Below are 24796 nucleotides of genomic sequence, written 5' to 3'. Positions count from 1 at the left end.
AAATTAGCCAGAATGAACCGAGCGGACTAGATTTACAGACTGGATAGTCTACTTCTAGCGAACTGAAGGGGTTCTCATGCAGCGTGTTGCCATCGTCGGGGACGGGCCCGCAGCACTCTCCACCGCCGAGCGGCTCATCAAAGCCGGGTTGTGCGTGGACCTCTACTGCGAGCGCCCCGCGCCGTTTGGTTTGCTGCGCCGTTTCGCGGGACTGTCCGGCGCGGAATCCGCCGCCTCGCCGTGCCCGAAGGGGACGACGCCGCGCCTGCGACTCATCGGCAACGTGCGCGTAGGCTCTGGCCCGGACGCGGACATCAACCACACGGACCTCAACCAGCTCTCCGCTTCCGGCGACCGCCACCTGGTTTTGCTGGAGCTCATGGCCCGCGGCGTGGCCATCACCACGTGGGAAGGCCTCTGCCAGCTCACCGACGACGTCGAGGATTGGGCCGCCGTCACGGCACAGGCGCAGCGCGCGCCGGTCTGCTTCTAGCGCGCGGGCGCGCGAGCGCGCGAGCTAGTCGCTCGCGCAGCCATAAGGGATGCCTGCTGCCCATACCCACGCTAGACGCGCTCGCGTCTAGCGGGATAGACTTGCGCGGTCAATGCTCTCCAGCGGCCCGGCGCGGCCGCCAACACGCACGAAACGCTGGCACATGGAACTCGTTCGCATCCTTTTATCCCGCTCCAAGCCGTACACCGGCTACGTCATCGCGGTGCTGCTCCTCCAGGCGCTATCCACCGCGGCAACGCTTTACCTGCCTTCGCTCAACGCGAAGATCATCGACCGGGGCGTGGCCCAAGTAGACATCGACTACATCTGGCGCACCGGCGGCATCATGCTCATCGTGGCCTTCGTCCAAGTCCTCACCGCCATCGCCGCCATCTGGTTCGGCTCCCGCACCGCCATGGGCCTCGGCCGCGACCTGCGCTCCGACATCTTCCGCCGGGTCACCCGCTACTCCGCCGAGGACATGAACAACTTCGGCACCGCCACCCTCATCACCCGCGGCACCAACGACGTCCAGCAAATCCAGATGGTCTACATGATGATGCTCAACTTCATGGTCACCGCGCCGATCATGTCCATCGGCGGCGTCATCATGGCCATCCGCGAAGACGCCGGGATGTCCTGGCTCGTCGCGGTTTCCGTCATCGTGCTGCTGGCCGCCATCTCCCTCATCATCGTCCGGCTCATGCCGCTCTTCCGCGCCTGGCAAGGCAAGCTCGACGTCATGAACGGCACCCTGCGCGAACAAATCGCCGGCATCCGCGTCGTCCGCGCCTTCACCCGCGAGGAGCACGAATCCGAGCGCTTCCGCACCGCCAACCGCGACCTGACCAATCTCTCCCTCAAGGTCGGCCAGCTGTTCATCCTCATGTTCCCCATCATCACCGTCATTCTCAACGTGGCCACCGGCGCGGTTCTCTGGTTCGGCGGCCACCGCGTGGACGAAGGCCTCGTGGAGGTCGGCTCACTGACCGCCTTCCTGCAGTACCTTCTGCAGATCCTCGCCGCGGTCATGATGGGCACCTTCATGGCGATGATCCTCCCACGCGCCGTCATCTGTGCGCGCCGCATCACCGACGTCCTCGAGCACGAGCCCTCCATCACCGAGCCGACCCACCCCCGCACCCCGGAGCGCTCCGCGGGCGTCGTCGAGTTCGACGACGTCACCTTCCAGTACGCCGGCGCCGAAGCGCCCGTGCTTCACGACGTCTCCTTCACCGCCACCCCCGGCACCACCACCGCGCTCATCGGCGCGACCGGTTCCGGCAAGACCACCGCGCTCTCCCTCATCCCGCGCCTCTACCTCCCGACGAAGGGACGCGTGCTTCTCGACGGCACCGATATCGCCGACATGGCGCGGAAGGACGTCGTCAAGCGTGTAGGACTCGTCCCGCAGAAGCCCTACCTGTTTAGCGGCACCGTGGCCTCCAACCTGCGCCTGGGTGCGCCGGAGGCCACCGACGAAGAGCTGTGGAACGCACTGCGCGTGGCGCAAGCTGACTTCGTTGAGGACCTCGACATGCACATCGCGCAGGGCGGCACCAACGTCTCGGGTGGTCAGCGCCAGCGCCTGTCCATCGCGCGCATGCTCGTCGCCCGCCCGTTGGTGTATCTCTTTGATGATTCCTTCTCCGCACTCGACGTGCTGACGGATGCCGCCGTGCGCTCCGGAATGCGCGAGTACACCGCGGAGGCGACGACCATCATCGTGGCGCAGCGCGTGAGCTCGATTGTGGATGCCGACCAGATTGTGGTCATGGACGCTGGGCGCGTCGTGGCCCGCGGCACGCACGAGGAGTTGCTCGAGTCCTCCGAGACGTACCGCGAGATTGTGGAATCCCAGAAGACCTCGGAGGTGGCATAAATGGCTGAGCAGGACAACGCTACGTTGAGTGAAGACACCACAATCGAGGAAAAGACCGGCGAGAACGCCCCGCGCAAGGCCAAGAATTTCTGGCCGTCTGCCAAGCGCCTCTTTGGTCTGCTCGCGCCGTTTAAGGTGCAGCTTTTTGCGATTGCGGCGATGAACATCATCTGCGTGTTCCTCGCCGTGGCCGCGCCGAAGGTGATGGGCAAGGCCACCGACGTCATCTTCTCCGGAGTCATCTCCCGCCAGCTGCCGGCTGGGGTGACCAAGGAGCAGGCCATCGCGGCGCTGCGCGCGGGCGGGCAGGATAAATTCGCCGACATGGCTTCCGCCATGGACTTGAACCCTGGCTTCGGCATCGACTTCTCCACGTTGGGCACGATTATCGGCATCGTAATTGCGATGTACGTGGTGTCTTCGCTCTTCCAGTGGTGGCAGGGCTACTTGCTCAACTCCATGGTCATGAAGATCGTCTTCGACCTGCGCGAGAGCATCGAGGCCAAGCTCAATGCGCTGCCGCTGAACTACTTCGATACGCAGTCGCGCGGCGACCTCCTCTCGCGCACCACCAACGACGCCGACAACATCCAGTCCGCCCTGCAGCAGGCCATTTCGCAGCTGTTCTACAACCTGCTCATGGTCATCGGGATCACGGTCATGATGTTCACCGTGTCCTGGCAGCTGGCCCTCGTCGCGCTGCTGGCGCTGCCGCTGACGGCGGTGGTCATCGCGGTGATTGGCTCGCGCGCGCAGAAGCAATTCAAGGCGCAGTGGAAGGCCACCGGTGACCTCAACGGGCAGGTGGAGGAAGCCTTCTCGGGCCACGACCTGGCGACCGTCTTCGGGCGCATCGATTCCATGACGGAGGACTTTGATAAGCGCAACGAGGAGCTGTTCCGTTCCGCCTCGCTGGCGCAGTTCCTGGCTGGAATGATGATGCCGATCATGCAGTTCATCTCCTACCTGTCCTACGTGGTCATCGCGGTGCTGGGTGCGTTGAAGGTGGCCTCCGGCTCGCTGACGTTGGGCGGCGCGCAGGCCTTCATCCAGTACTCGCGCGAATTCAACCAGCCGCTGGGCCAGCTCGGCGGCATGATGCAGCAGGTGCAGTCGGGCGTGGCCTCGGCAGAGCGCGTCTTTGAGTTCCTCGACGCCGAGGAAGAACCCGCCGAGGAATCCACCTCCCGCTTGGGTGGGCGCGCGAAGGGGCTCGTGGAGTTCGACGACGTCGACTTCTCCTATGACCCCGACAAGCCGCTCATCCAGGACCTCAACCTGCGCGTGGAGCCCGGCCAGACCGCGGCCATCGTCGGCCCCACGGGCGCTGGCAAGACCACGCTGGTCAACCTCATCATGCGTTTCTACGACATCGATTCGGGCAGCATCCGCCTCGATGGCGTCGACACCGCGCAGATCTCACGCCGCGAACTGCGCTCCCAGGTAGGTATGGTGCTGCAGGACGCCATGGTCTTCGACGGCACCATCATGGACAACATTCGCTACGGCCGCCTCGACGCCACCGACGAAGAGGTCATCGCTGCGGCGAAGGCCACCTACGTCGACCGCTTCGTCCATTCCCTCCCCGAGGGCTATGACACCAAGATTGACCAGGATGGCGGCGCGATTTCCGCCGGCGAGCGCCAGCTCATCACCATCGCGCGCGCCTTCCTCGCGCAGCCGGCGCTGCTCATCCTCGATGAAGCCACCTCGTCAGTGGATACCCGCACCGAGGTGCTCGTTCAGCAGGCCATGAATGCGCTGCGCGCGGACCGCACGTCCTTCATCATCGCGCACCGCCTGTCCACGATTCGCGACGCCGACCTCATCATCGTCATGGAAGAGGGCCGCATCGTCGAACAAGGCACCCACGCCGAGCTTCTCGACGCCCACGGCGCCTACTGGCGCCTCCACCAGTTCCGCGAGGACTAACGCTAGTCGACCGTCACGGACATTATCGGGGCCGAGAACGTGTCACCCGTGAGGTTTGCTAACTCGAGGGTGACGTCGGTGAGGGAGAGGTGTTCCATGAGGGCGTCGGGAAGCTCGGCGTCTGGGACAGGATTCGGCTGGGGTATACCGAGCTGGTCGAGGACGGCATGAATGTCACCGCCGGTGAGGTCTGCCGTGACGGGCACGGTGCGCGCGCCTTCGACGGTGGGCGTGGAGGTCAGGGACGTCGCCACGATGCGCGCGGGCTCCACCGTCGTTATGGCCCCGCCGGTGGTGAGCAGCCCATCGCCGGCGTTGCCCGGCAGCGTGATGGCAAGGTTGCGCACGGCAAGGCGCTCGCCGGTGAGCTCGATAACGCGCACCTCGCCGTCTCGGGCGGGCATCGTACCCAATGTGGCTTTCACGTTCCCCGTCAGAGTCACCTCGTCCGCTCGCACGGTGGAAAAATAAGGCTGCGCTGGGGCAACCTGCGCCCCGACTGGTCCCGCGCTGCTCACCAGGATCTGCGCGCTGAGCACGGCTACCCCGACCTTCACGCGCGCCGGTCGGGCAGCTTCGCGCCTCGAAGCGTTAACCATCGCTGGGCTCCCAGGCCAAGGTCAGCGCGCCGCCGATGATGCCGAGTAGCGAACCGATGAGAAAGCCTCCCAAGTTGGAGGTGGGAAGCGCGATGACCGCCACGATGATGCCCAGTACCCCCAGATACGTCGCAGTGGTGGGACGGAACCACGCGCCAAGGCCAAACATGACCAGCAACGCCCCGATAAGCAGGGTGGACACACCCGACACGGTAGAAATCATGACGAGCAGGTCCGAGATCTGCACCGTGAAGTAGGCCGGCATAGCGATGACGATGCCCGAAAGAATGAGCAGCAGCCCCGGAATAAACGGCCGCCCGGCGCGCCACGTCTTAAACCGCCCCCACGCCCCGCCTGTGGCTGCCGCGGGAGCTACAGCCTGGTCAACATCGAGAGAATCCGGCGCTTCTGCTCCATGCAGTGCTGCGTCGGAATCCCTAGCGTGATCAGCAGACATTGCCGCGGCCCCGCTCCACAGATACGCCCACATTCTTTGCGGATAGCGTCTTCGCGCCTATGGAGGTGGCGCGCACGTCGTCGGCAGTCAGCGAAACCTGCTTGGCATAGAGGCCCCACGTTCCCGGGTCGGCGGACTGGGACAGCTGGCTGGCGTCGATGCCCACGTTCGCGTCCTGCATGACCAGCGAGCCCTCGATATTCGACGCACCAACGAGGAGACCAGTGGCCTCCACACTGTTATCGCCCTTCGCCTTGAGCGCGAGCGTGGACTCCCCCACCGCAGGCAGGTCAGTGGTGACATAAAGACACAAATCCGAGGCCACGGCGTGTTCCATCTTCAGCCGCGCGGTGGGAACATCCTCCTCGCCCTTCTTGTCGCTATCCACAAACAAGGAAAAGCCATCGCCTTCCAAGTGACGAATGTTGACGTTGAAGAACGTACCCGAGAGCGCCAGATTCGCCGTCAGACCGCCCTGCGCAACCGCAACTCCGGCCACTCCGAATGCTGCGAAGCCCGCAACGAGGCCCACCGCGGCCTTCGGAACATTGATTCTGCCCACAACGCCTCCTGAATTCTTAGCCCTCAAGATGATAGCTGAATGCTGACTCACTGATTTGGGGCCGGGGGATTTAAGGTAGGAGGCACGCACAGCAGCAATTAAAGGAGCGCGCATGTTCGGCTGGATTGCCATCGCCGCATCGGTCCCGGTGTGGCTGTACTTTTTCTACCGCCTCACGGTGCTGTTTCGGTTCATCCGCTCCGGCGGGCCCACACAGCTGAACCGTACCGACCGCCCCATGGCGCGCCTCGGCCGCGTGCTCATCGAAGTCTTCGGCCATACCCACTTCAAAGGCCGGCCGCTGGTCAACGCCGCGCACTGGCTCGTCATGGTGGGCTTCCTCTTCGGCGCCATCGTGTGGTTCGAGGCCTATATCCAAACCTTCGCGCCCGATAAAGGCTGGCCGTGGCTCGGCGACTGGCCGGTGTACCACTTCATCGAAGAGGTCCTCGCCATCGGCACCGTGCTCGGTATCTGTTTCCTCATCGGCGTGCGCCTAAAGCTCGGCCACACCGATCGCGGCAGCCGCTTCTACAACTCGCAAGTCTTCCCCGCACGCCTGGTGGAGGCCATCGTCTTCCTCGAAGGCCTCGGCATGCTCGCCGTCAAGGCCGCCGCCATCGCCACGTACGGCGGTGGCTCCCCGTGGGCTGATTTCTTGACGATGCGTGTGGCGGGGGTTATGCAGGCGTCGCCAAGCATGGTGCAATTCTTTGCCCTGGTGAAGCTGCTCACGGGCCTGGTGTTCATCGCGTGCATCGCCCACTACTTCCAATGGGGCGTGATGTGGCACCGCTTCATGGCGTTCTTCAACATCTTCTTCCAACGCAACGCCGACGGCGAGAAGGCGCTGGGCGCTCTCCCCACGCCGGACTTGGAGGACCTCGAGCCAGGGAGCTGGAAGATGCTTCTCGACGCCTCCTCCTGCACCGAATGCGGCCGCTGCCAGGACCTGTGCCCCGCATGGAACACCAACAAACCGCTGAGCCCGAAGAAGCTCATGATGGACCTGCGCCAGAGCGCGCTGGATAACTACAACCCACACGAGGGGCTCAACGTGCTGGCGATGGCGGGCACGATTGATGATGACGTCCTGTGGTCCTGTACCAACTGCGGCGCGTGCGTGGACCAGTGCCCGGTGGATATCGAGCACATCGACCACGTGGCGGACCTGCGTCGCTTCAAGGTGCTGGCGGAGTCCGACTTCCCGTCGGAGCTGACCGGGCTGTTTAAGAACATGGAGACGAAGGGCAACCCGTGGGGCCGCAACGCTTCGGAGCGCCGCGCGTGGATTGATGAGGCGCGTGGCGACGGCATCGAGGTGCCGATCATCGGCGAGGACGCCGCTGATTTCTCGGACATGGAGTACCTGTTCTGGGTCGGTTGCGCGGGTGCTTACGACGACAAGGGCCGCGCCACGACGCGCGCGGTGGTGGACATGCTGCACACCGCCGGCGTGAAGTTCGGTGTGCTGGCCACGGGCGAGACCTGTACCGGTGACCCGGCGCGCCGTGCCGGCAATGAGTTCCTGTTCCAGGTGATGGCGGAGCAGAACGTTGCCACGCTTAACGACGCCTTCGCCGGCGTCCCGAAGGGCCAGCGCAAAATCATCACGACGTGCCCGCACTGCTTCAACACGATTCGCAACGAGTACCCGGACTTCGACGGCCACTTCGATGTTTTGCACCACACGCAGCTGCTTAACCGTTTGGTGCGGGAGAAGCTGCTCGTGCCGGTGCCGCGTTCCCCGGAGAACCGCCGACCCGTCACGTATCACGACCCGTGCTTCCTGGGTCGCCACAACAAGGTCTTCGACCCGCCGCGTGAGCTCGTCGAGGCGACCGGTGCTTCGCTGGCGGAGATGGACCACAATCGCGATGAGGCCTTCTGCTGCGGCGCCGGTGGTGCGCGCATGTTCATGGAAGAAAACTTGGGGCGACGGGTTAACGAGTTCCGCTCGGAGCAAGCCGTGGCGACCGGTGCCGAGCAGATTGCGACGGGCTGCCCATTCTGCAATGTCATGCTGACGGGTGGTGTGAAGTCCATCGCGCCGCAGACACAGGTCAGCGATGTGGCGCTCATGCTTCGCGACGCCATTGCCCCCTCCGGCGACCTTCCCGCCCCGCGCGAGAAGGCCTTCCTCGACACTCCCCGCCGCCTGCCCGTGGAAGCCTCCGCGCCGGCAACGCCCGAACCGGAGGAGTCTTCGAGCCCGGCTGCGCAGCCAGAAGCGACAGCTCCGAGTGCACCAACCGCGACCGCAATGCCAACGCCTCCTGCCGCGCCGAGCGCACCGCAAGCGCCCGCCGCGCCCAGCGCACCACAGGCAGTGCCAACGTCCCCTGCCGCGCCGAGCGCACCTACGGCGCCATCCGCTGCACCGCAGGCACCATCAACGCCGGCTGCCCCCAGCGCGCCGAACACGCCTGCAGCACCCTCGACTCCATCTGCGCCACAAGCGCCCTCTGCTCCCAGTGCACCACAGAGTCCATCTGCTCCAACGGTGCCCAGTGCACCGCAGGCACCAGCTGCGCCGCATGTCGCAGGAGCTCCAACCGCTCCTACAGCGCCGAGTGCTCCCAAAGCACCTACGGCACCGTCCGCGCCAGACGCACCCGCAGCTCCATCTGCACACACTCCGGCACCGAACGCAGCCTCTGTACCGCAGGCACCAGCCGCGCCCCAGGCGCCCGGTGTACCATCGTCGCCAAACGCTGCAGCTGTACCGACTGCACCGGCGGCACCCAAGGCTGCAACAACGCCAAGCGCTCCCGGTGCACCGGCGGCCCCAGCGTCAAACGTTCTCGGTGCTCCCGCTGCACCAAACGCACCGCAAGCGCCCGCAGCACCAAGCGTTCCCGCCGCCCCGAACACGCCAACAACGCCTCAGGCACCAGCTGCCCCTTCAGCGCCGCCTACGCCCAGCGCTCCAGCGGCGCCGAGTGCGCCAAACACGGGGTGCGTGCCGAAGGCTCCGGATGCGCCAACTACCCCGCCGAAGGCTCCGGGGGCGTCGGAAAGCGAGGACTAGTGCGACGTCAGCCACAGCAGCACCGCGTGAGCTAGGCGTGCCTGGTTTCGCACAGGTACGCTCTACTCCATGCAATCTGACGTGACCTACGTCCTCGCCTCGGGCGAAAATAATTACACCGACTCGCTGGTGTCCTTCGCATGGATTATGGCGGTGGCGCTGCTGGCGCCGTTGGTGTCCCATGCGCTTGGCAAGAAGATGCCGGCCGTGGCGCTGCTTATTTTCTTCGGCATGCTCATCGGCCCGTCGATGTTGGGTCTGGCCCACGAGGACCCCGGCATCGGGATGCTCAAGGAGCTTGGCGTTGGTGCGCTTTTCCTGCTTGCAGGTTTCGAAATTGACCTCGCCGCCCTGAAATCGAAGGAAGCCGCCACAGGGTTATCCACGTGGCTCATCTGCGTGGTGGCGTGTGGCGTCGGCGCCTATTTCCTCATGGACGACATCCCCGGCGCCATCGTCATGGCCATCGCTTTGACCTCCACCGCCCTGGGTACCATCACGCCGATGCTCAAACAGGAGAAGCTCCTTGGCACGCGCGTGGGCGATTCCGTAGTCATCCACGGCGCGATCGGTGAGGTCGCGCCGATTACCGCGATGGCGCTCCTGCTGGGAACGCGCTCCACGTGGACAACGATGCTGATTCTTCTCGCCTTCATCGGCATTGCCGTGGCCGTCGCCGTCATGCCCTTCGCCATTACTACCCTCATGCCGTGGTTCAAGGACGCCTTCATCTCCGGGGCGGGCTCCACCAATCAGACCATCATGCGCCTCATCATCCTGATGCTGGCCATCCTCATGGCGGTGACGGCGGTATTCGAACTCGACATTGTCCTAGGCGCCTTCGCGACGGGCATCATCCTCAACCGCATCATTCCCGATGAGTTCCATAAGGGCTTGGAAAACCGCCTCGACGTCGTTTTTTATTCCATGCTCATCCCCGTCTTCTTCGTGGTCTCCGGCATGGCAATCGACTGGAACGTCATCCTGGACGAACCCATCAAGGTCCTCGGCATCCCGCTGCTCATCCTCGTGACCCGCGGCCTGCCGGTGTTCCTGCGCGAAAACCTTCACCAAACCGGCTCCAACGTCGAAACCACACGCGAGCGCATTCAGGTTGCCCTCTATGCGGCGACCGGCCTGCCCATCATCGTGGCCGTCATGACGCTAGCGGTGGACTCCGGCATCGTCGATAGTGAAATGGCCTCCATCTTCATCGCCGGCGGCGCACTCACCGTTGCAATCTTCCCGTTCCTCTCCAGCCTCGTGCGCGGAAAAGAGCCCGCCAAGGCGGAAGAATAGGGCTGCTAGAATATAGGGCGTGACTAATCCCTTCAGCATGCGGCTTTCCGACGCCGAACGGACCGACGCCGTCAACGACCTCGCCCAGGCCTTGGGTGAAGGCCGCCTGACCATGGATGAGTTTGAGGACCGCACCGACGCCGTCATGCGCGCCACTACCCGCCGCGAGCTGGCAGAAGTCTTCATGGATATCCCCACCAAGGCCAGCAGCGAGCTGAAGATTTACTCCCAGGGCGACGTCGCGCGCGCCTACCAGTCAACCCGGAAACCCCGCTTGGCCACCGCACTGGTTGGCTCCCTCGGGCTCCTTTTCGGAGCGATCGCATCCTTCGGCACCCTGTCCGGCGCCACCGCCGCACTCACCGGCACCGGCCTACTTTTCCTCATCCCCGCGTTGTGGATCATGCTGTACGTGGCCAAGGTGGGCCCGGAGTCTTGGCACCAGCCCTCAGCGCGGCAGATTGAGCGCCAGCGCATGCGCGAGCTCAAGGCCGCCGGCGCCGAAGAACGCGCGCAGATGCGGGCGTTGGAGCAGGCGCAGTGGGCGGAGAGGCGTCGCCAAGCAAGTGAAATTACCGGGGATGCGATGAATCTTGCCAAACGCAAGCTGAAAGAGTGGAACCAGAAGTAACATATCCGGCATGACTCACAACCGGATTTTTGATCAATCCACCAAACTACAGGGCGTTGCCTACGATATTCGCGGCGAGGTTTCCACGGAAGCCGAGCGCATGGAGCTCGACGGGCACAGCATTCTGAAGCTCAACACCGGCAACCCGGCGGTGTTTGGTTTCGATGCGCCGGATGTCATCATGCGCGACATGATTGCGGCGCTGCCGACCTCGCAGGGCTACTCCACGTCGAAGGGTATTATCCCGGCGCGGCGCGCGATTGTGACCCGCTATGAGCTGGAGGATTTCCCCAGCTTCGACGTCAATGACGTGTACTTGGGCAACGGCGTCTCCGAGCTGATTTCGATGGTGACACAGGCGCTGCTTGACGACGGCGACGAGGTTCTCATCCCCGCCCCTGACTACCCCCTGTGGACGGCGGCGACGTCGCTGGCGGGTGGCACGCCGGTGCACTATTTGTGCGATGAGGAGGATGATTGGAATCCGTCCATTGAAGATATTCGCGCGAAAGTAACGGAGAAGACCAAGGCCATTGTGGTCATTAATCCGAATAACCCGACGGGTGCCGTGTACTCGCGTGAGACCCTGCAGAAAATCGTGGATGTGGCGCGCGAGTATAACCTGCTGATTCTGGCGGATGAGATTTATGACCGCATTCTGTATGACGGTGCGAAGCACATTTCGATTGCCTCGCTGGCCCCAGATTTGCTGACGATCACGTTTAACGGCCTGTCGAAGGCCTACCGCGTGGCCGGCTACCGCGCCGGCTGGATGGTGCTGACGGGCCCGAAGTCTCATGCGCGTGGTTTCATCGAGGGCTTGGATTTGTTGGCGGGCACGCGCCTGTGCCCGAATGTGCCGGCGCAGCACGCGATTCAGGTCGCGCTGGGCGGGCGGCAGTCCATTTATGAGCTCACCGGTGAGGGCGGGCGCTTGCTCAAGCAGCGCAACATTGCCTACGAGAAGCTCAATGAGATTCCCGGCGTGTCCGTGGTGAAACCGATGGGCGCGCTGTACTGCTTCCCGCGCTTGGACCCAGAGGTCTATGAGATTCACGATGACTCGAAGCTCATGCTCGACATCCTGCGCGCCGAGAAAATCCTCATGGTGCAAGGCACCGGCTTTAACTGGCCCACGCCGGATCATTTCCGCGTGGTCACGCTGCCGTGGGCCTCGCAGCTGGAGAACGCGATTGAGCGACTCGGCAACTTCCTGGTGAGCTACCGCCAGTAGCACAGCCGATACCTGAACTTCGCGCGATAGGGCCCACGGCGCAAAGAAAGCACAACACAAACGTGCATGCAGAATCCCTCACCGGCCGGTGTTATCAGTCCGGCGGGGCGGGGCTTCCCGGCTCGGAACGTGTGGATGTCCGTGATTCGGCCGGCTTTGCGGTCTGGGCGCGACGGCTTGTGCTAGGGCTCGCAACGGTGCTTACTGTTTCTTGACGGTTTTCGCGGATGCGCTGGGCGCGCGGCGCGCGGTGCGGATACACCGGTTCCCGCGGATCGCGAGGGCCAGCCGGCACCCATTTAATCTTGCCGTTTTCGCGCACGATGCGGCCCCGGCCCGGCAGTCCATTGATGGCGTTGTGGTACTTGCACAGCGGGGTGAGGTTTTCGGGGTTCGTTTCGCCGCCTTTTCGCCATTCTGTGATGTGGTGTATCTGAGAGTAATCGGCGCCGCACAGGCACCGGTCCCAGGCACAGGTAGGTTGCTCACCGCTGGCCATGATGCGCTGCTTTTCCGAGGCAACGCGCTGGGTGCGGTGGAGTTCGACGGGGCCTTTGACGCGGTCGACAAGCATGACGAGGCCTTCTTCGGCGAGCTCCCGCTCGATGAGCTCTTGGCCGGTGATTTTCGCGCCGTTGGAAAGCTGAATCACGATATCCCCGAGGTCCGGCGCCGCGGGGTCGCTGATGTCGTGCCCGAATGTCTCATCGCTGGCAGGCTCGTCAGAAGCACTAGACGCGGCGGCGGACTTGGTGGGAGGCATGGCACCCGTGGAGTCGGGGCGCAGGGTAGATGTGGTGGCGGGCTGGGTAGGAGGCGTGCCGTCAGCAGCGGGCGCGGCGGAGTCGGGGCGCGGGGTGGACGGGTCGCCCAAGCGGCCCAAGATTGTGGCGTATTCGGGAAGCTCCATGACGGCGAGGGTCTGGGGAACGGGGCGGGCGAGGCGGCCTTCGCGAAACGCAGCGGTGAACGAGCCGACTGGATCGTCCTCATCGATGTTGGGGCGCAGGTCCTCGATGAGCGCGGCCGGGGCTGTGAGCGTGAGCTTCGACAGCTCCTTGCCACGGCGAATTGTCACGCCCGGCTTCGGCGCGGGCGGCGGGTTGAGCTCACGAATGCGCTTGCGCGCATAGCGGGCCACGGCCTTTTCATCCCCCGCGATGCCGCACAACTCAATGCGCAGATCCCACGCCTCACGCTGCTTCTTCAACCTTCCTGCGAAGCGTTCAATGAGCAGCAGCGTGGGCAGGTCGTGCCCATTGGCGCGGGCGGCCGAAACGGCACGCGCCTGTTTGCGGGTGAAGGAGGTGGGGGCAAAGTAGACGTCGAAAAGCGCCAGCAAGGAACGCGCCACAGACTCCGGACCCCACGCCCGCAGCTGCTCGAAGCTCAGCCCCGCAATGCCGGCGACGAGCTCAATGCCCGCCGCCTGGCTGCGAAGATGCGCTTCCACTAGGTTCATACCAGCCACGCTAAACGCCCCACCCACACTACACAATGGCACCGCTGCCAGCCTGTGGATAACTTGTTGATCGCGTCAGCAATACTTTTCTTTATTATGAAACTCATTCACAATAGTAGGCATGACTAATCTCAGCCCGTGGCGCACGGGGCTCCTTGGACTTCTTGCCATCACGGCCCTCGCAACCCTCGCGGGACTGTTCATCCTCCGCCCCACCAGCGCGCTCACCGAGCACACCAGCCCGGACTTTTCCACCACCTACGCCCTCAACCATCCACAGGTCGAAGGCACCGTGGAGACCGTGGATAACCACCTGTGCTCCGACCCCCACACGGGCCGCGCCTTCGATGAGGCCCCGCTCATCCCCGCCGAGGGCGACGACACCTCCTGCACCCGCGCCCTCATTGACCTAAGCTCCGGCGCTGACGCAGGCCGCAAGACGCAGCTCGTATTCTATGGCGTGGCCAGCGACCCGACCCTCCACCCCGGTGACGAGGTAATTCTTACCGTCTCCAGCGACGGCACCTATGCCTTCGCTGATTTTCAGCGCAGTGGAAACCTTGCGTTATGGGCTATTATCGCGGCCCTTGTTATCGTCGGCTTCGCCGCCTGGCACGGACTGCGCGCACTATTGGGCCTTGTAATCAGCTTGGCCATCGTCTTCTTTTATCTCATCCCCTCCCTCATCGAGGGCCATTCGGCACTACCGCTCGCGCTTGTTACCTGCGCGGCCATCCTTTTCCTCGCCGTTCCCTTGGTGCACGGCGTGAACTGGAAATCAGCCTCCGCCTTAGGAGGCGCATTGGTAGCGCTAGCGATTTCGGGGGCGTTAGGGTGGGCGTCGATAAGCAGCACGGCGTTAACAGGCTCGAGCTCGGAGGATAACCTCAAGCTGCTGCTCTACATGCCGGGGGTTTCCGTCGTGGGCGTGCTGCTGTGTGGGTTCATCATCGGTGCGCTCGGCAGCCTCAACGATATCGCGGTGGCGCAGGCCTCCACCGTGCGCGAGCTGCACACCGCCGATCCGACAGTGGGGCCCGGCACGCTCTTTACCTCAGCCATGAAGGTGGGCCGCGACCATATCGCATCCATGGTGTACACCATCGTGCTGACCTATACCGGCGCGGCCCTGCCCCTGCTCATGCTCATCACGGCGGCACAGCGCCCAGCCCTGCAGATCCTCTCCAGCGACCTCGTCGCCACGGAGGTTCTGCGTTCCCTGCTGGGTGCGATGGCCTTGACACTCGCGGTGCCGCTGACCACCGTGATTGCGGCGTTTACTGTGCCGGAAGGACGCGACCAAGCGCCTCAACGGTCCAGCCCGCAGCGCGCCAAGCATCGACGCTGAGCACGTTGCGGCCGTCGATGATGTGGCGGCGGGCCACGAGCGCGCCTGCCTCAGCCGGGTCGAGGTCGCGGAATTCCTGCCACTCGGTGGCGAGGATGACCAGCTCGGTGTCCTTGAGTGCCGCGCTTGCCGACGCCGCGTAGTTCAACGTCGGGAACACCTTCTTGGCGTTCTCCATACCTTGCGGGTCGTAGACCGTGACGGCGGCACCGGCCAGGGAGAGCGAACCGGCCACGGAGAGCGCCGGCGAATCGCGGACGTCATCGGAGTTGGGCTTGAAAGCGCAGCCCAACACGGTAACGCGGTGGCCGAGGAGGGAGCCGTCGAAAGCCTGCTTGGCCAGGTCCACGACGCGGTCGCGGCGGCGCATGTTGATCGCGTCGACCTCGCGCAGGAAGGTCAGGGCTTGGTCGGCGCCGAGTTCGCCGGCGCGTGCCATGAAGGCGCGGATGTCCTTGGGCAGGCAGCCGCCGCCGAAACCGAGCCCCGCGCCGAGGAACTTGCGACCGATGCGCTCGTCGTAGCCGATGGCGTCGGCAAGCTTGACCACGTCCGCCCCTGCAATCTCGCAGATTTCAGACACGGCGTTGATGAAGGAAATCTTGGTGGCCAAAAAGGCGTTAGCGGAGACCTTGACCAGCTCGGCGGTCTGCAGGTCCGTCACGATGAACGGGGTATTCTGCGCCAGCGGCTGCGCATAGACCTCGCGGGCGACCTCTTCGGCGTTACTTACACCGTCGGCGAGCCCTGCCTCGCCGACGCCGAGGACGATGCGGTCCGGGGTGATGGTGTCCTTGACGGCGTAGCCCTCACGGAGGAACTCCGGGTTCCACGCAATCTCCACGCTGGCCCCCTCCGGGGCGAGTTCATCAGCCATCTCCTGCAGCCGCGCCGCGGTCCCTACCGGGACGGTGGATTTGCCGAAGATGATGTGCTCACCCTTGAGGCGCGGCACGAGCTCCGTGATGACGGACTCCACGTAGGTGAGATCCGCGGCATAGGAGCCGTGGGCCTGCGGGGTGCCGACGCCAAGGAAGTGCACGTTGGCGAACTCCGCGGCGTCATCATAGCTAGTGGAAAAATCTAGGCGGCCGGCCTCGATGTTGCGCTCGAGTACCTCCGGCAGGCCAGGCTCGTAGAACGGCACGCGGCCATTCTTGAGAGCTTCAATCTTGTTTTCATCAACATCTACACCGAGTACCTCGTGGCCGAGCTCCGCCATACAGGCGGCGTGTGTCGCACCTAGGTAGCCGGTACCAATAACAGTCATACGCATAACCGGCTATTTTAGGCGCTCCTGTGCCTGCTTGCCCGACGAGGTGCAGAATGTTTAGCGGAAGTTCAGATAGGACTTCGACGGCGTTGGCCCGCGCTGGCCCTGGTACTTCGAGCCGAGCACGCCGGAGCCGTACGGCGCCTCCGCCGGCGAGGACATCTTGAAGATGGCCAACTGCCCCACCTTCATCCCCGGCCACAGAGTAATCGGCAGGTTCGCGGTGTTGGACAGCTCGAGCGTGATGTGCCCGGAGAAGCCCGGATCGATGAAGCCCGCCGTGGAGTGCGTCAGCAGACCCAGGCGCCCCAGGGAAGACTTGCCCTCCAAGCGGCCTGCGAGGTTGGCCGGCAAAGTGAACTTCTCCAGCGTGGCGCCCAGCACAAACTCACCTGGGTGCAGCACAAAGGCATCACCCTCAGCCACCTCCACCTCGCTGGTGAGGTCCGGCATCTCCTGCTTGGGGTCGATATGCGTGTAGCGCGAGTTATTAAACACGCGGAAGAATTTGTCCAAGCGCACATCGATGGAGGAAGGCTGGACCATCTCGGCGTCGAAAGGCTCGATGCTCAAACGCTCTGGAGCATCAGCGGCGATGGCGGCACGGATATCACGATCAGAAAGAAGCACGGCTCATAGTCTACCTCCCCACTGGGCCTTTTATGGCCTCGGGCGGCGGCGGTGCTAAGCTTTACGACGATGCACAATCTGCATTGCGCCGACGTAGTTTAATGGTAGAACTGCAGCTTCCCAAGCTGCTGGCGCGGGTTCGATTCCCGTCGTCGGCTCCACTTATTTACCCAGTTCAGACTGGGTTTTACTTTACTCCAGCACACGTGTCCACCGTTGCATCTATGCTACAAAGCATACGGAAAGGAGTCCCGGTGTCCGCGCCTATTTTCACCCCACGAACAACCGCTGAGCTGCAACAAGAACGCGAACAGCTCCTTCAGGACCTTAGCCCTCGAACCATCGATGAGCTCCGCGCATTGCGCGCAATCGATGAGATTTCCATTGTGGACGAGGACATTCTCAACCGCTTTGAAGCACTCTCGTACGTCATTGGAGAATGATCATCCGCCATGGATGCACTCCATCTTGCGGCATTGGCAAATAGGTTCGCCAACGATGACAAACAGCTCTTAGATGATTGCCTTCCGGGACGAACGGAAGTCACAGGCGAAGCCTCCAATCGTTCGGTTTGAATACGAGCGAGACGCACAAAACAAGCCAGTATCCCACTTTCATTTCCATTCTGACTCCGTGGCCCTCGGCCTTCTGTTGGCTTTCAACGGAACAAAAGGACAAGGCGTTCCAGCAGCAAGACATCCATTTCCCTATGGGCGGTCACCGCTTCCGTGTGTGCTTAGAGGATGTAGTTGAACTTGTGATTAGGGAATTTGGCGTCGAAGTTCTTCGAGAGCTCGGCCACACCGTCCCAGATATAGAAAAATGGTCCGACAACGGCGTCCACCGAGTGGTGGCTAGTTCACTTCGTCGGCAGCGCGAAGCAGCGCCGCGTAAGCGCCGTCGCGAGCAAGCAGCTCAGCGCGGGTACCGCGCTCAGCCACGCGTCCTGAATCGAGGACGACGATCTGGTCGGCATCTCGGATGGTGGACAGGCGGCGCGCAATGACCAGGCGGGTGACATCCGCGCCAAGTACTGCTTCCTGAATGGCGCGCTCGATTTCGTTGTAGAGGGCCAAGGTCGTCTCATCAAGAATGAGCACCCGCGGGCGGCATAGTAGGGTGCGCGCGAGCGAGAGGTGCTGCTGCTCACCGCTGGCAAAGCGGTAGCCGCGCGAGCTCACGACCTTGTCCAGCCCGTCGGGAAGTACGGCAATAACCTCGTCCACGCGCGCGGATGGACATCGCCGCGAAGAATCACCTCCTCCCCCACGTCATTAGCTCGCTGATAAACCCCCGACGCTAATGCTTCGCCACTCCCGCAAAAGCCGAAAGCCTCCTCGCCTACTTGATGACTAAACAGCAAGGTGGTGGCCCGCCCTTAGGACGGACCACCACCCTTACTGTGCTCCGCGACAACGCGAATCAATGGCTCGAGGTTAGATACGTACTCTTCGACCGGTAAACGCAGCCGCTACAGTCAAGACACTGCCAAGAAGCACCAACCACCCGAGTCCTTGTCCGCCAGTAACCGGAAGATCGCCCTTACGAATATCAGCCACCTGCATGATCGAGTGGCTCTCGTCCTTCTCATCAATGCGAATGGAGACCTCCGGGTATTGCTCTGCGCCTCCTTCAAGGTCAATAGTGGGCTTACCATCTTCACCTGGATTGACAGAGAAGACTACCGGACGGGTCAGCAACTGATAGCCCTGGGGAGACTTTGTCTCCACGAGCTCATATTTCGCTCCCACTTGAAGATCCTCGACACGTAGATCAGTGCCTTTGAGGACCTTGACTAACTCCTGTGTCCCGTCCGCATTCACTTTATTGAGGGTGAATTCGGCACCCTCGAGTGCCTGCTCCTTGTTGTCGAACCCAACCTTTTCTACGGAAAGATCAAATCTCACTGCTACCGTCTCGTTTGCGATAGTGCAGTTCACGATAGCGCGGAAGGGCACGTCCACACCGAAGCCAGGCTTACTGGAATCAGTATTATCGTTTCGGACTTCGACATCAGAGGTAACCCACGTTCCACGCGCAGCATCGAACTCATTCTTTGTGCATACTGCATTTTTTTCGCCCACGGGGCGCAACTTATAGCCGGCCTGCTGGTGCTCAACCACGGTAACTTTTTGGCCCTTGCCGTCCGACTGGTCGAGCGAGCGACCGTAGCTTCCGTCTTCCCCGGTCACGTCCGTGACACTGGATTCACGGCCGCTATTATCATCACCGTCGATGATGTCCTTCTCCCCGTTGTCCACGGAGGTATCAAACGTCCAGCCCTTACCCGGGGTCGGGGTATCACCATCGCCGTATATGAGCTTGGTCACGTTGATTGAGCCGAAGCAATCCTTGAGCACAAGATCGCTAAGTTCATTCACCAGCTGATCAAAGTCGCGAACGGTAGTGACAGCGTCCTCGCTAGAAATGTCCGCACCGATCGACTTAGTGTTACGCACGGCCGCGCGCCAAATCTCCGGTTGGTTCGTGATGTCATATTGTGTCGCGGTGTCTTCATCCGGGGTATCCCACATCAGTACCTCGCCGTCCGTGACGATATCTCGAACAAAGTCCGCCTCACCGTAGTAACTCGGGTAACCGTAACCGTCCAGCTCCGGCCACGCCTTATCGATTCCTGTCGGTGCTTGCGGCGTATTCGGCGTCCTCTGCTTCTTGACGGTCCCGAGTCCGAAGTAATCGTCTTTCAGAATGTGCTCGTTGACCGGTTCAAAGCCAACCATGACAGTCTCGATCCTGGTGCCCGAGCCCTTCAGCCGGTTAGCCTCATTCACCGCGGCCGACAAGTCACTCTGGTTGATCAGCGTACCAATATCGAAACCAAGGGGATAGTCCCGCTTACTTGTCGTGGGCAGGCCATCGGAGATGAAATACACCACGTCGAACTCGCCGGATGGTACCTGACTCAGACCGGCCTCGTAGTTGGTGCCGCCACGGCCGTCGCGCTCGAAAGGCTCGGCGATGGCGTTGACGGCGTCGCGAAGCTTCTGGACATCGCCCTCGTTGTTCAGGCTCAGTGTGTCCGTCGACATACCGGGGATAGATTTGGGTGCCGAAGCGAAGTTATAAATCGCCATCTGGCTGCCGGTCCCCTGCAGCGCGTTGATGACCCCAAGGCCAGCGTCTCGGCTAGCAAAGACACCACGGCCTTGTTCCCTAGCGATAGAGTCGGAGGTATCGAATACAAGCGCAATCTTGCCACCGCAGCGTTGAGGCAGGGGCGGGTTCGGGGAGGAAGCGGGCAGCCAGTCCAGCTGCTCTCGCGGCGTCTCTGGCGCATCGACTTCGATCTTTTTCGCATCGCGGTTAAACCATTCAGGTCCTTGGTGCCACAACGTCATCTCACACCCGGACGGAGTGGAGTTCAAGGGGATGCGTGCTTCCACGTCATAGGAGACGATGCTCGGATCGGCCCGCTGGTGGTCTTCTTTGAGCTTAAAATAGACGCTATCCCCGCTCACCGTAATCGTGTAGTCAACGTCCTTCTTCAGCTCGGTCCAACCCGCTTGAGTGGAGCCGAACCGCAACTGCAGGCGTGGATCAGCGGTGTTTATTGCGTTGGCGAGGTCAAAGACACCATTAACCTTTACCTCGACAACGCCGACGTCCTTGCCACCAAACTTACGCGTATTTTGCGACTCGTCCCACCAGGTCTTTGAGAACAGAAGACCATTGTTGGCCTGACAGGTATCGTAGGCCCTGTCATTTCCGAGCGGGCGGAAGTTCTTCGCCTCCGTGGGATTACCCTCCGCTGGCGGCTCTGGGGGCGCCAACTCAATTCCCTCCATGGTGGCTGTCATACTCGACAGCTTCGGGGCCTTGGCCTGACCTGCCCTCCACTGGACCACGATGGGTGTCCCTGGCTGCACCTCTACTCCGTCAGGCAAGCTGACGGTCAAGGTTTTTTGCGTAGCCGAAATCGACGATACTGGATACGACTTCCCATTGATGGTCAGCCTTCGATCTCCAGCATCAGTGTTGCTGGCGAACTTCTCCGTAGTCTTGATAGTCAGCTGTTTCATCGACATCGACTCGGTCGCCACCATGTGGACCGAGAAGACGTTGCTGTATTCGGCGTTCACGCTGTTGATCGTCACTGGGGCTTGGACCGTGGTTTGGGCCTCAGCCGTTGGAGTCGACAGCGTGGAACTGCCGTTCTCTACGACCAGCGGAAAGACGCCGAGGACAAGCATGAGTACAAAGCTTGCCGCTACGCTCTTACGGGCGACGCTGCGCAACATCTTCATCGTTTCCATTCTCTTCATCGCTGTTCACCTTTGTTATTCCTGCGCATGACGTAGCCTCCCAGGAGCAGAAGCAGTGCTCCCGCTGCCACGATTCCCAGGACCGACGCGCCGGTCTGCGCCAACTCGCGGAACGTCGACTTCCTTGGCTGGTCGGTAGAGGGGCCGGACACCGGGCTCGTGGTGTTCCCGGGAGCGCCCGTAATAGAGTCGAAGGGTCGATCTGGAGTGGACGTCGGAGTGCTCGTCGGCCTCGGGGCGGGAGTATCCGTGGGTGTCGAAGTGGTCGTCGGGGTGGGCGTTGGCCTGGGGTCGGGAATATCAGTGGGTGGCGGGACGTCGCCGCCATCGTCCTCGGTCTTGGCCTTCACGCTTAGCTCGTGCAACCAGCTGCCATCCTCGTTGGTCGCCGGAAGGATGATGAGCATGGGGCGGATGTCTTCGTGTTTCTCACCCTCGCGCGCAGGCTGCTCCACCTCTATCAGGTAGATCCCGGCGGGCAAACCGTCGAAGCGAACCTTGCCCTGTTCGTCGCTGACACGGGAGAGTGCCGGGTCGGTGAAACCGCGGTCTCGGGCCTCGTCCACGGTCAGGCGGAGAGCACTGTCGTAGCCTCCACGGGTCCGAATGTCGATGCCAGCGACCCGCTTAAGGGTGAAGGTGTAGCCACTCAGGGAGCCTGGCGGAAGCTCCCCCGGGGGAATCTCATCGAAGGGGTTGCCCTTTGGCAGCGTGATAGTCAGGCTGTTGGGCTCGTCCCCGATCGTCGTCGGATCTACGTGGACGGAGGCACCCGCGTAACCGGAAATCACCTTGGCCTCTGCCACTGCTGGGGTAGATACCGCCAAGATTCCTCCCAGGCACAAGGCGGCCGCTGCGCGGGAAAATTTTTGTGTGCTAAACATGTACAATCTATTCCTCCACCAAGGATGACGGGTGGTGGGCCTCTTTGTATTTACGAGTGGTCTTCACAATCCACAGGGACAGCAGTACTGCAACGAGCAGCGCGGCGGCCATCAACGCCCACATCCACCAGAACCAGTGGAGCTTACTGGGGGCGAAGGCTTCGGCAGCTTCTTCGTCGAAGGGAACTCGGTCGGCCGTCACCAGTAGTCGATGCGAGTTAACTCCGTAAGGCGTGCAGGTAATCAATGTGAGCTGATCCTTGCCGGGCGTAGGACGTAGGCCGCTAGTCTCATGTGGGAGCACCACCTGAATGTCCGTGACCTCGTACTTCATCCTCTGCCCGGAGACACCCATGTATATCGGGTCACCCTTCCCCACGTCGGGGAGATGGTCAAAGAGTGTGGCACTGGTCAAGCCTGTGTGGGCTGTGAGGACCGCGTGGGTGCCTTCTCCTCCCACTGGTAGGTCAGAGCCGTAGAGGTGCCCGACTCCCTTCTGCAAAACCTCTTCACTCGTCCCGTGGTAGACGGGCAAATCGATATCAGCGCTGGGCACGACGAGGCGTGCCATGACTTCGTGGGTGTCTAGCTCCGCGAGGTAAGCCTGATAGTCGGCGTTGTCTTCGGAGATTCGGGCTAGCCAAGGGTCCAGGATAGGACCCGCCGTGCGGAACTCGTTGTATTTCTGCGCCGAGGCGAGTTTCTGGGAGACTTCCTCCTGATCGGCCGCGTCTAATTCCTTGGTATAGGAATCAGCGACGCGCATTTGCTCCCAATTATTCAGTTGTGTAACTACCACTGGGTAGAGCAACGCAACGATGGCGCACAGAGACAGGACGACCGTAGGAAGGAGCTTCCTCAGAAGCGACTTCGACGCGCCCTTCGGCCCCGCTGCGGATGCGGTATCTCGCAGAACCATATTTTCCTACCTTGCTGGACGCAACGCGCCCTATCCGGTGGTTGTTAAAACCAAGGTGAGCCCCGCGCCCTCTCCACGGGGAGGGCGCGGGCTAACAGACTGAGGTCAATGCGCTCAGTCTGGCTGGGACCTTAAGCCTCAGCGTTGGCGCGGCGAGCCGTCCAAGCGGCCAAGCCAGCAATCAAGGCACCGAGCGCCGCCAAGAGTCCGATACCCATGCCACCGGTAAGAGGCAGCTTCGGCATCTCGGAGCGCTTGTTCTCGATCTTTGCGTCGTACTGAACAGGGGTGGTGGTGTTCAGCTTCTGATCATCGGATACGAGCTTGAAGGAGTGGACCTCGGTGGTAGCGACGTAGCCACTTGGAGCCTTGGTCTCCACCAGGCAGTAGGACTTGTCAATCTCTTTAGAGTCATCCTCGATGTTGGTGACGTGGATGCCGTCGATGATGACCGAGCCGTCGTCGCCGGTGGTCCAGGTGGACTTACCACCGATGGTGATCTTGTTCTGATCTTCGAGCTGAGCCTTCTTGGTTTCGGTGCCTGCGCAGCGGTAAAGCTCGAACTCAGCACCCTTCAGCTTGGTCTCTTTACCTTCTTCGGTCTTGACCACGTTGACCAGACCCCAGTAGGACTTGACCTTGTTCGACGTGGTCTCGGTCTCCTTTTCCTGGCCCGGGAAGTGGACAAACTGCTTAGCCTCGTTCACGGCAATGCCGTCGGTGCCGGTAATAGCTTTCACCTTGGCATCGATGGTCAGATTGACGGTGCTGCCCGCCGCAACGCCAGTGAGCTTACCCAGGCCAGTGTCGGTGAATTTAACCTCGACGGTGCCCGCAGCCTGATCGATAGCAAGGGTGTAGTCAGTGCCCTCAGCGATGGTTGTACCATCGGACAGCTCAACAGCGGCGCGGATGTTCTCAAGGTTCTCGGTGTCCAGCTGGTCGGTGATACGGAAGGACTTGAGCGTCTCACCTTCCGGAATCACCGGGATGGCGCCTTTCACCAGATACTGAATGTCATCACCAACATTCTTATCGGCGTCCTTAACTTCCTTGGTGATGCCAGAGGTGGTGTTCTTGGGCTGAACGGTGACGTCGTAGTTCCAGCCATCACCTTCTGCGTTGGTGTACGGCAGGGATACAATGAACGGGGTGGAGGGGGCGATCTCCGAGGCCTCGTAGGTTTCACCGGTGGCGGTGTCTTTAACCTCGCCGTCGATGGTCTCGGTGAACAGCCAAATGCCCTGAACCAGACCAGCGCCCTTGTTCAGCGTCAGCTTGCCATCAGCACCGGTAGTGCCGGTGACAGTCGTCTGGGTCGCAGCAGCACCAAGCTCCTCGTAGTTGGAGGCCGTGAGCTTACCCAAATCTTCCGGCTTGACATTGTCGACGTTAAGCAGAGTACCGGTGAAGGTAGCGCCTTGGAGGGGGTTACCGGTGACGTTCGGATCGGGCTTGCCGGTGCCCGGGCCACCGATGGAGGTCGGGTTGAGGCGCTTATCGATGGTCAGTGTGACATCGGCGTTGGGATCAATGGTGGCGTTATTGGTGGGGTTCTCCTGTGCGACAGCGAGCGGAGCCTGAGCTACGCCAACTACCCCCCCAACTGAAAGTGCCAGTCCGAGGATGGCTGCAGCACCGGTGGAGCGAACGAGCGCAGAATTCTTCATGAGCGAAAAGCCTTTCTTGAATCTAACACCCGATAGGCAGAAGGCCCCTTCACATGCAGGTGTTAAACATGGGTCTTGGGGAACCTGTTTAGATTCTCCTGTGAATAATTATAAAGCAGCCTGGCCTTTTTACAACTTGCAGGTCACAGCCTTCTCACTACCCCCCCAACTTTAGGGGCCCTTCCGGTTTTAGAGTGCGTTGATTTT

Annotated in this window: 20 protein-coding genes and 1 tRNA gene; 10 read left to right on the top strand and 11 right to left on the bottom strand. The window is 61.9% G+C overall.

Annotated features, from left to right (window positions below; all coding sequences use genetic code 11):
• Nucleotides 1-76: 76 nt before the first annotated feature.
• From HMPREF2932_RS06660 to HMPREF2932_RS06650, 3 genes are all read left to right on the top strand, one after another.
• The gene (locus tag HMPREF2932_RS06660) at nucleotides 77-493 is read left to right on the top strand and encodes a methylenetetrahydrofolate--tRNA-(uracil-5-)-methyltransferase (RefSeq protein WP_070517698.1); all 417 of its coding nucleotides are present in this window, start codon (nucleotides 77-79) and stop codon (nucleotides 491-493) included.
• Nucleotides 494-656: 163 nt separating this feature from the next.
• Nucleotides 657-2375 (top strand): ABC transporter ATP-binding protein, encoded by a 1719-nt coding sequence (locus HMPREF2932_RS06655; protein WP_071409857.1) that lies wholly within the window; start codon nucleotides 657-659, stop codon nucleotides 2373-2375.
• A complete protein-coding gene (locus HMPREF2932_RS06650) occupies nucleotides 2376-4307 on the top strand; it encodes an ABC transporter ATP-binding protein (RefSeq protein WP_071409856.1) in 1932 nt (643 codons plus the stop codon).
• Between the two features lie 2 nt (nucleotides 4308-4309).
• On the opposite strand, the gene HMPREF2932_RS06645 is transcribed toward HMPREF2932_RS06650, so the two are convergent.
• The 3 genes from HMPREF2932_RS06645 to HMPREF2932_RS06635 are packed head-to-tail and all read right to left on the bottom strand — an operon-like array spanning nucleotide 4310 to nucleotide 5925.
• Entirely contained in the window at nucleotides 4310-4906 is a 597-nt protein-coding gene (locus HMPREF2932_RS06645; protein WP_071409855.1) for a hypothetical protein, read from the bottom strand.
• On the bottom strand, nucleotides 4899-5363 hold the full coding sequence (locus HMPREF2932_RS06640) for a DUF6114 domain-containing protein (RefSeq protein ID WP_232745439.1): 465 nt from the start codon (nucleotides 5361-5363) through the stop codon (nucleotides 4899-4901). Before HMPREF2932_RS06640 ends, HMPREF2932_RS06645 begins: the two co-directional genes overlap by 8 nt.
• A complete protein-coding gene (locus HMPREF2932_RS06635) occupies nucleotides 5353-5925 on the bottom strand; it encodes a DUF6230 family protein (RefSeq protein WP_049154769.1) in 573 nt (190 codons plus the stop codon). The genes HMPREF2932_RS06640 and HMPREF2932_RS06635 overlap by 11 nt, the downstream gene beginning before the upstream one ends.
• A 112-nt stretch (nucleotides 5926-6037) precedes the next feature.
• Here HMPREF2932_RS06635 and HMPREF2932_RS06630 point away from each other — a divergent pair, with 112 nt between their 5' ends.
• From HMPREF2932_RS06630 to HMPREF2932_RS06615, 4 genes are all read left to right on the top strand, one after another.
• Complete coding sequence (locus HMPREF2932_RS06630; RefSeq protein WP_071409854.1) at nucleotides 6038-8956, top strand: (Fe-S)-binding protein; 2919 nt, start codon at nucleotides 6038-6040, stop codon at nucleotides 8954-8956.
• Between the two features lie 69 nt (nucleotides 8957-9025).
• On the top strand, nucleotides 9026-10255 hold the full coding sequence (locus HMPREF2932_RS06625) for a cation:proton antiporter (protein ID WP_071409853.1): 1230 nt from the start codon (nucleotides 9026-9028) through the stop codon (nucleotides 10253-10255).
• Nucleotides 10256-10274: 19 nt separating this feature from the next.
• A complete protein-coding gene (locus HMPREF2932_RS06620) occupies nucleotides 10275-10886 on the top strand; it encodes a DUF1707 SHOCT-like domain-containing protein (protein ID WP_232751631.1) in 612 nt (203 codons plus the stop codon).
• A gap of 10 nt (nucleotides 10887-10896) precedes the next feature.
• Entirely contained in the window at nucleotides 10897-12120 is a 1224-nt protein-coding gene (locus HMPREF2932_RS06615) for a pyridoxal phosphate-dependent aminotransferase (RefSeq protein ID WP_010188626.1), read from the top strand.
• Nucleotides 12121-12214: 94 nt separating this feature from the next.
• Here HMPREF2932_RS06615 and HMPREF2932_RS06610 read toward each other — a convergent pair whose 3' ends face one another.
• Nucleotides 12215-13582: an HNH endonuclease signature motif containing protein gene (locus HMPREF2932_RS06610; RefSeq protein ID WP_071409852.1), complete on the bottom strand. Its 1368-nt coding sequence runs from the start codon at nucleotides 13580-13582 to the stop codon at nucleotides 12215-12217.
• Nucleotides 13583-13703: 121 nt separating this feature from the next.
• Between HMPREF2932_RS06610 and HMPREF2932_RS06605 the strand changes: the two genes are divergently transcribed.
• Nucleotides 13704-14930 carry a YibE/F family protein gene (locus tag HMPREF2932_RS06605; RefSeq protein ID WP_071409851.1) on the top strand — a complete coding sequence of 409 codons (1227 nt, stop codon included), beginning with the start codon at nucleotides 13704-13706 and terminating at the stop codon, nucleotides 14928-14930.
• Here HMPREF2932_RS06605 and HMPREF2932_RS06600 read toward each other — a convergent pair.
• Nucleotides 14860-16206 carry a UDP-glucose dehydrogenase family protein gene (locus HMPREF2932_RS06600; RefSeq protein WP_071409850.1) on the bottom strand — a complete coding sequence of 449 codons (1347 nt, stop codon included), beginning with the start codon at nucleotides 16204-16206 and terminating at the stop codon, nucleotides 14860-14862. The two genes, HMPREF2932_RS06605 and HMPREF2932_RS06600, sit on opposite strands and share 71 nt — an antisense overlap.
• Before the next feature lie 54 nt (nucleotides 16207-16260).
• On the bottom strand, nucleotides 16261-16833 hold the full coding sequence (gene dcd / locus HMPREF2932_RS06595) for a dCTP deaminase (RefSeq protein WP_070517705.1): 573 nt from the start codon (nucleotides 16831-16833) through the stop codon (nucleotides 16261-16263).
• An 87-nt stretch (nucleotides 16834-16920) separates the two neighbouring features.
• Here dcd and HMPREF2932_RS06590 point away from each other — a divergent pair.
• Nucleotides 16921-16994: transfer RNA gene (locus HMPREF2932_RS06590), tRNA-Gly, on the top strand.
• Nucleotides 16995-17087: 93 nt separating this feature from the next.
• Nucleotides 17088-17276, top strand: a complete 189-nt coding sequence (locus HMPREF2932_RS06585; protein WP_071409849.1) for a hypothetical protein — start codon at nucleotides 17088-17090, stop codon at nucleotides 17274-17276.
• Between the two features lie 411 nt (nucleotides 17277-17687).
• On the opposite strand, the gene HMPREF2932_RS06580 is transcribed toward HMPREF2932_RS06585, so the two are convergent.
• The 5 genes from HMPREF2932_RS06580 to HMPREF2932_RS06560 all read right to left on the bottom strand — a co-directional run bounded on the left by HMPREF2932_RS06580 (nucleotide 17688) and on the right by HMPREF2932_RS06560 (nucleotide 24589).
• Entirely contained in the window at nucleotides 17688-18059 is a 372-nt protein-coding gene (locus HMPREF2932_RS06580) for an ATP-binding cassette domain-containing protein (RefSeq protein ID WP_071409848.1), read from the bottom strand.
• Nucleotides 18060-18269: 210 nt separating this feature from the next.
• Nucleotides 18270-21116: a SpaA isopeptide-forming pilin-related protein gene (locus HMPREF2932_RS06575; RefSeq protein ID WP_246818638.1), complete on the bottom strand. Its 2847-nt coding sequence runs from the start codon at nucleotides 21114-21116 to the stop codon at nucleotides 18270-18272.
• Nucleotides 21113-22000, bottom strand: coding sequence for an LPXTG cell wall anchor domain-containing protein (locus tag HMPREF2932_RS06570; RefSeq protein ID WP_071409847.1), 888 nt, complete (start codon nucleotides 21998-22000; stop codon nucleotides 21113-21115). Before HMPREF2932_RS06570 ends, HMPREF2932_RS06575 begins: the two co-directional genes overlap by 4 nt.
• 7 nt (nucleotides 22001-22007) lie before the next feature.
• Nucleotides 22008-22919, bottom strand: coding sequence for a class C sortase (locus HMPREF2932_RS06565; protein ID WP_071409846.1), 912 nt, complete (start codon nucleotides 22917-22919; stop codon nucleotides 22008-22010).
• A 131-nt stretch (nucleotides 22920-23050) separates the two neighbouring features.
• A complete protein-coding gene (locus tag HMPREF2932_RS06560; protein WP_071409845.1) occupies nucleotides 23051-24589 on the bottom strand; it encodes a SpaH/EbpB family LPXTG-anchored major pilin in 1539 nt (512 codons plus the stop codon).
• Nucleotides 24590-24796: the final 207 nt, after the last annotated feature.

Origin of the sequence: Corynebacterium sp. HMSC074H12, assembly GCF_001813755.1 — a bacterium.
Lineage (GTDB): Bacteria > Actinomycetota > Actinomycetes > Mycobacteriales > Mycobacteriaceae > Corynebacterium > Corynebacterium hiratae.
The sequence above is the reverse complement of the archived record's forward strand: the minus strand, read 5'-3'. Positions and strand labels throughout refer to the sequence as shown.

Bases quoted from the DNA above. Each gene is read 5' to 3' on its own strand.
- HMPREF2932_RS06630 (WP_071409854.1), top strand. From the start codon at position 6,038: ATGTTCGGCTGGATTGCCATCGCCGCATCGGTCCCGGTGTGGCTGTAC.
- HMPREF2932_RS06605 (WP_071409851.1), top strand. From the start codon at position 13,704: ATGACTAATCTCAGCCCGTGGCGCACGGGGCTCCTTGGACTTCTTGCC.
- HMPREF2932_RS06575 (WP_246818638.1), bottom strand. From the start codon at position 21,116: ATGAAGAGAATGGAAACGATGAAGATGTTGCGCAGCGTCGCCCGTAAG.
- HMPREF2932_RS06625 (WP_071409853.1), top strand. From the start codon at position 9,026: ATGCAATCTGACGTGACCTACGTCCTCGCCTCGGGCGAAAATAATTAC.
- HMPREF2932_RS06640 (WP_232745439.1), bottom strand. From the start codon at position 5,363: ATGTCTGCTGATCACGCTAGGGATTCCGACGCAGCACTGCATGGAGCA.
- HMPREF2932_RS06600 (WP_071409850.1), bottom strand. From the start codon at position 16,206: ATGCGTATGACTGTTATTGGTACCGGCTACCTAGGTGCGACACACGCC.
- HMPREF2932_RS06650 (WP_071409856.1), top strand. From the start codon at position 2,376: ATGGCTGAGCAGGACAACGCTACGTTGAGTGAAGACACCACAATCGAG.
- HMPREF2932_RS06570 (WP_071409847.1), bottom strand. From the start codon at position 22,000: ATGTTTAGCACACAAAAATTTTCCCGCGCAGCGGCCGCCTTGTGCCTG.
- HMPREF2932_RS06615 (WP_010188626.1), top strand. From the start codon at position 10,897: ATGACTCACAACCGGATTTTTGATCAATCCACCAAACTACAGGGCGTT.
- HMPREF2932_RS06610 (WP_071409852.1), bottom strand. From the start codon at position 13,582: ATGAACCTAGTGGAAGCGCATCTTCGCAGCCAGGCGGCGGGCATTGAG.
- HMPREF2932_RS06660 (WP_070517698.1), top strand. From the start codon at position 77: ATGCAGCGTGTTGCCATCGTCGGGGACGGGCCCGCAGCACTCTCCACC.
- HMPREF2932_RS06560 (WP_071409845.1), bottom strand. From the start codon at position 24,589: ATGAAGAATTCTGCGCTCGTTCGCTCCACCGGTGCTGCAGCCATCCTC.
- HMPREF2932_RS06655 (WP_071409857.1), top strand. From the start codon at position 657: ATGGAACTCGTTCGCATCCTTTTATCCCGCTCCAAGCCGTACACCGGC.
- HMPREF2932_RS06645 (WP_071409855.1), bottom strand. From the start codon at position 4,906: ATGGTTAACGCTTCGAGGCGCGAAGCTGCCCGACCGGCGCGCGTGAAG.
- HMPREF2932_RS06565 (WP_071409846.1), bottom strand. From the start codon at position 22,919: ATGGTTCTGCGAGATACCGCATCCGCAGCGGGGCCGAAGGGCGCGTCG.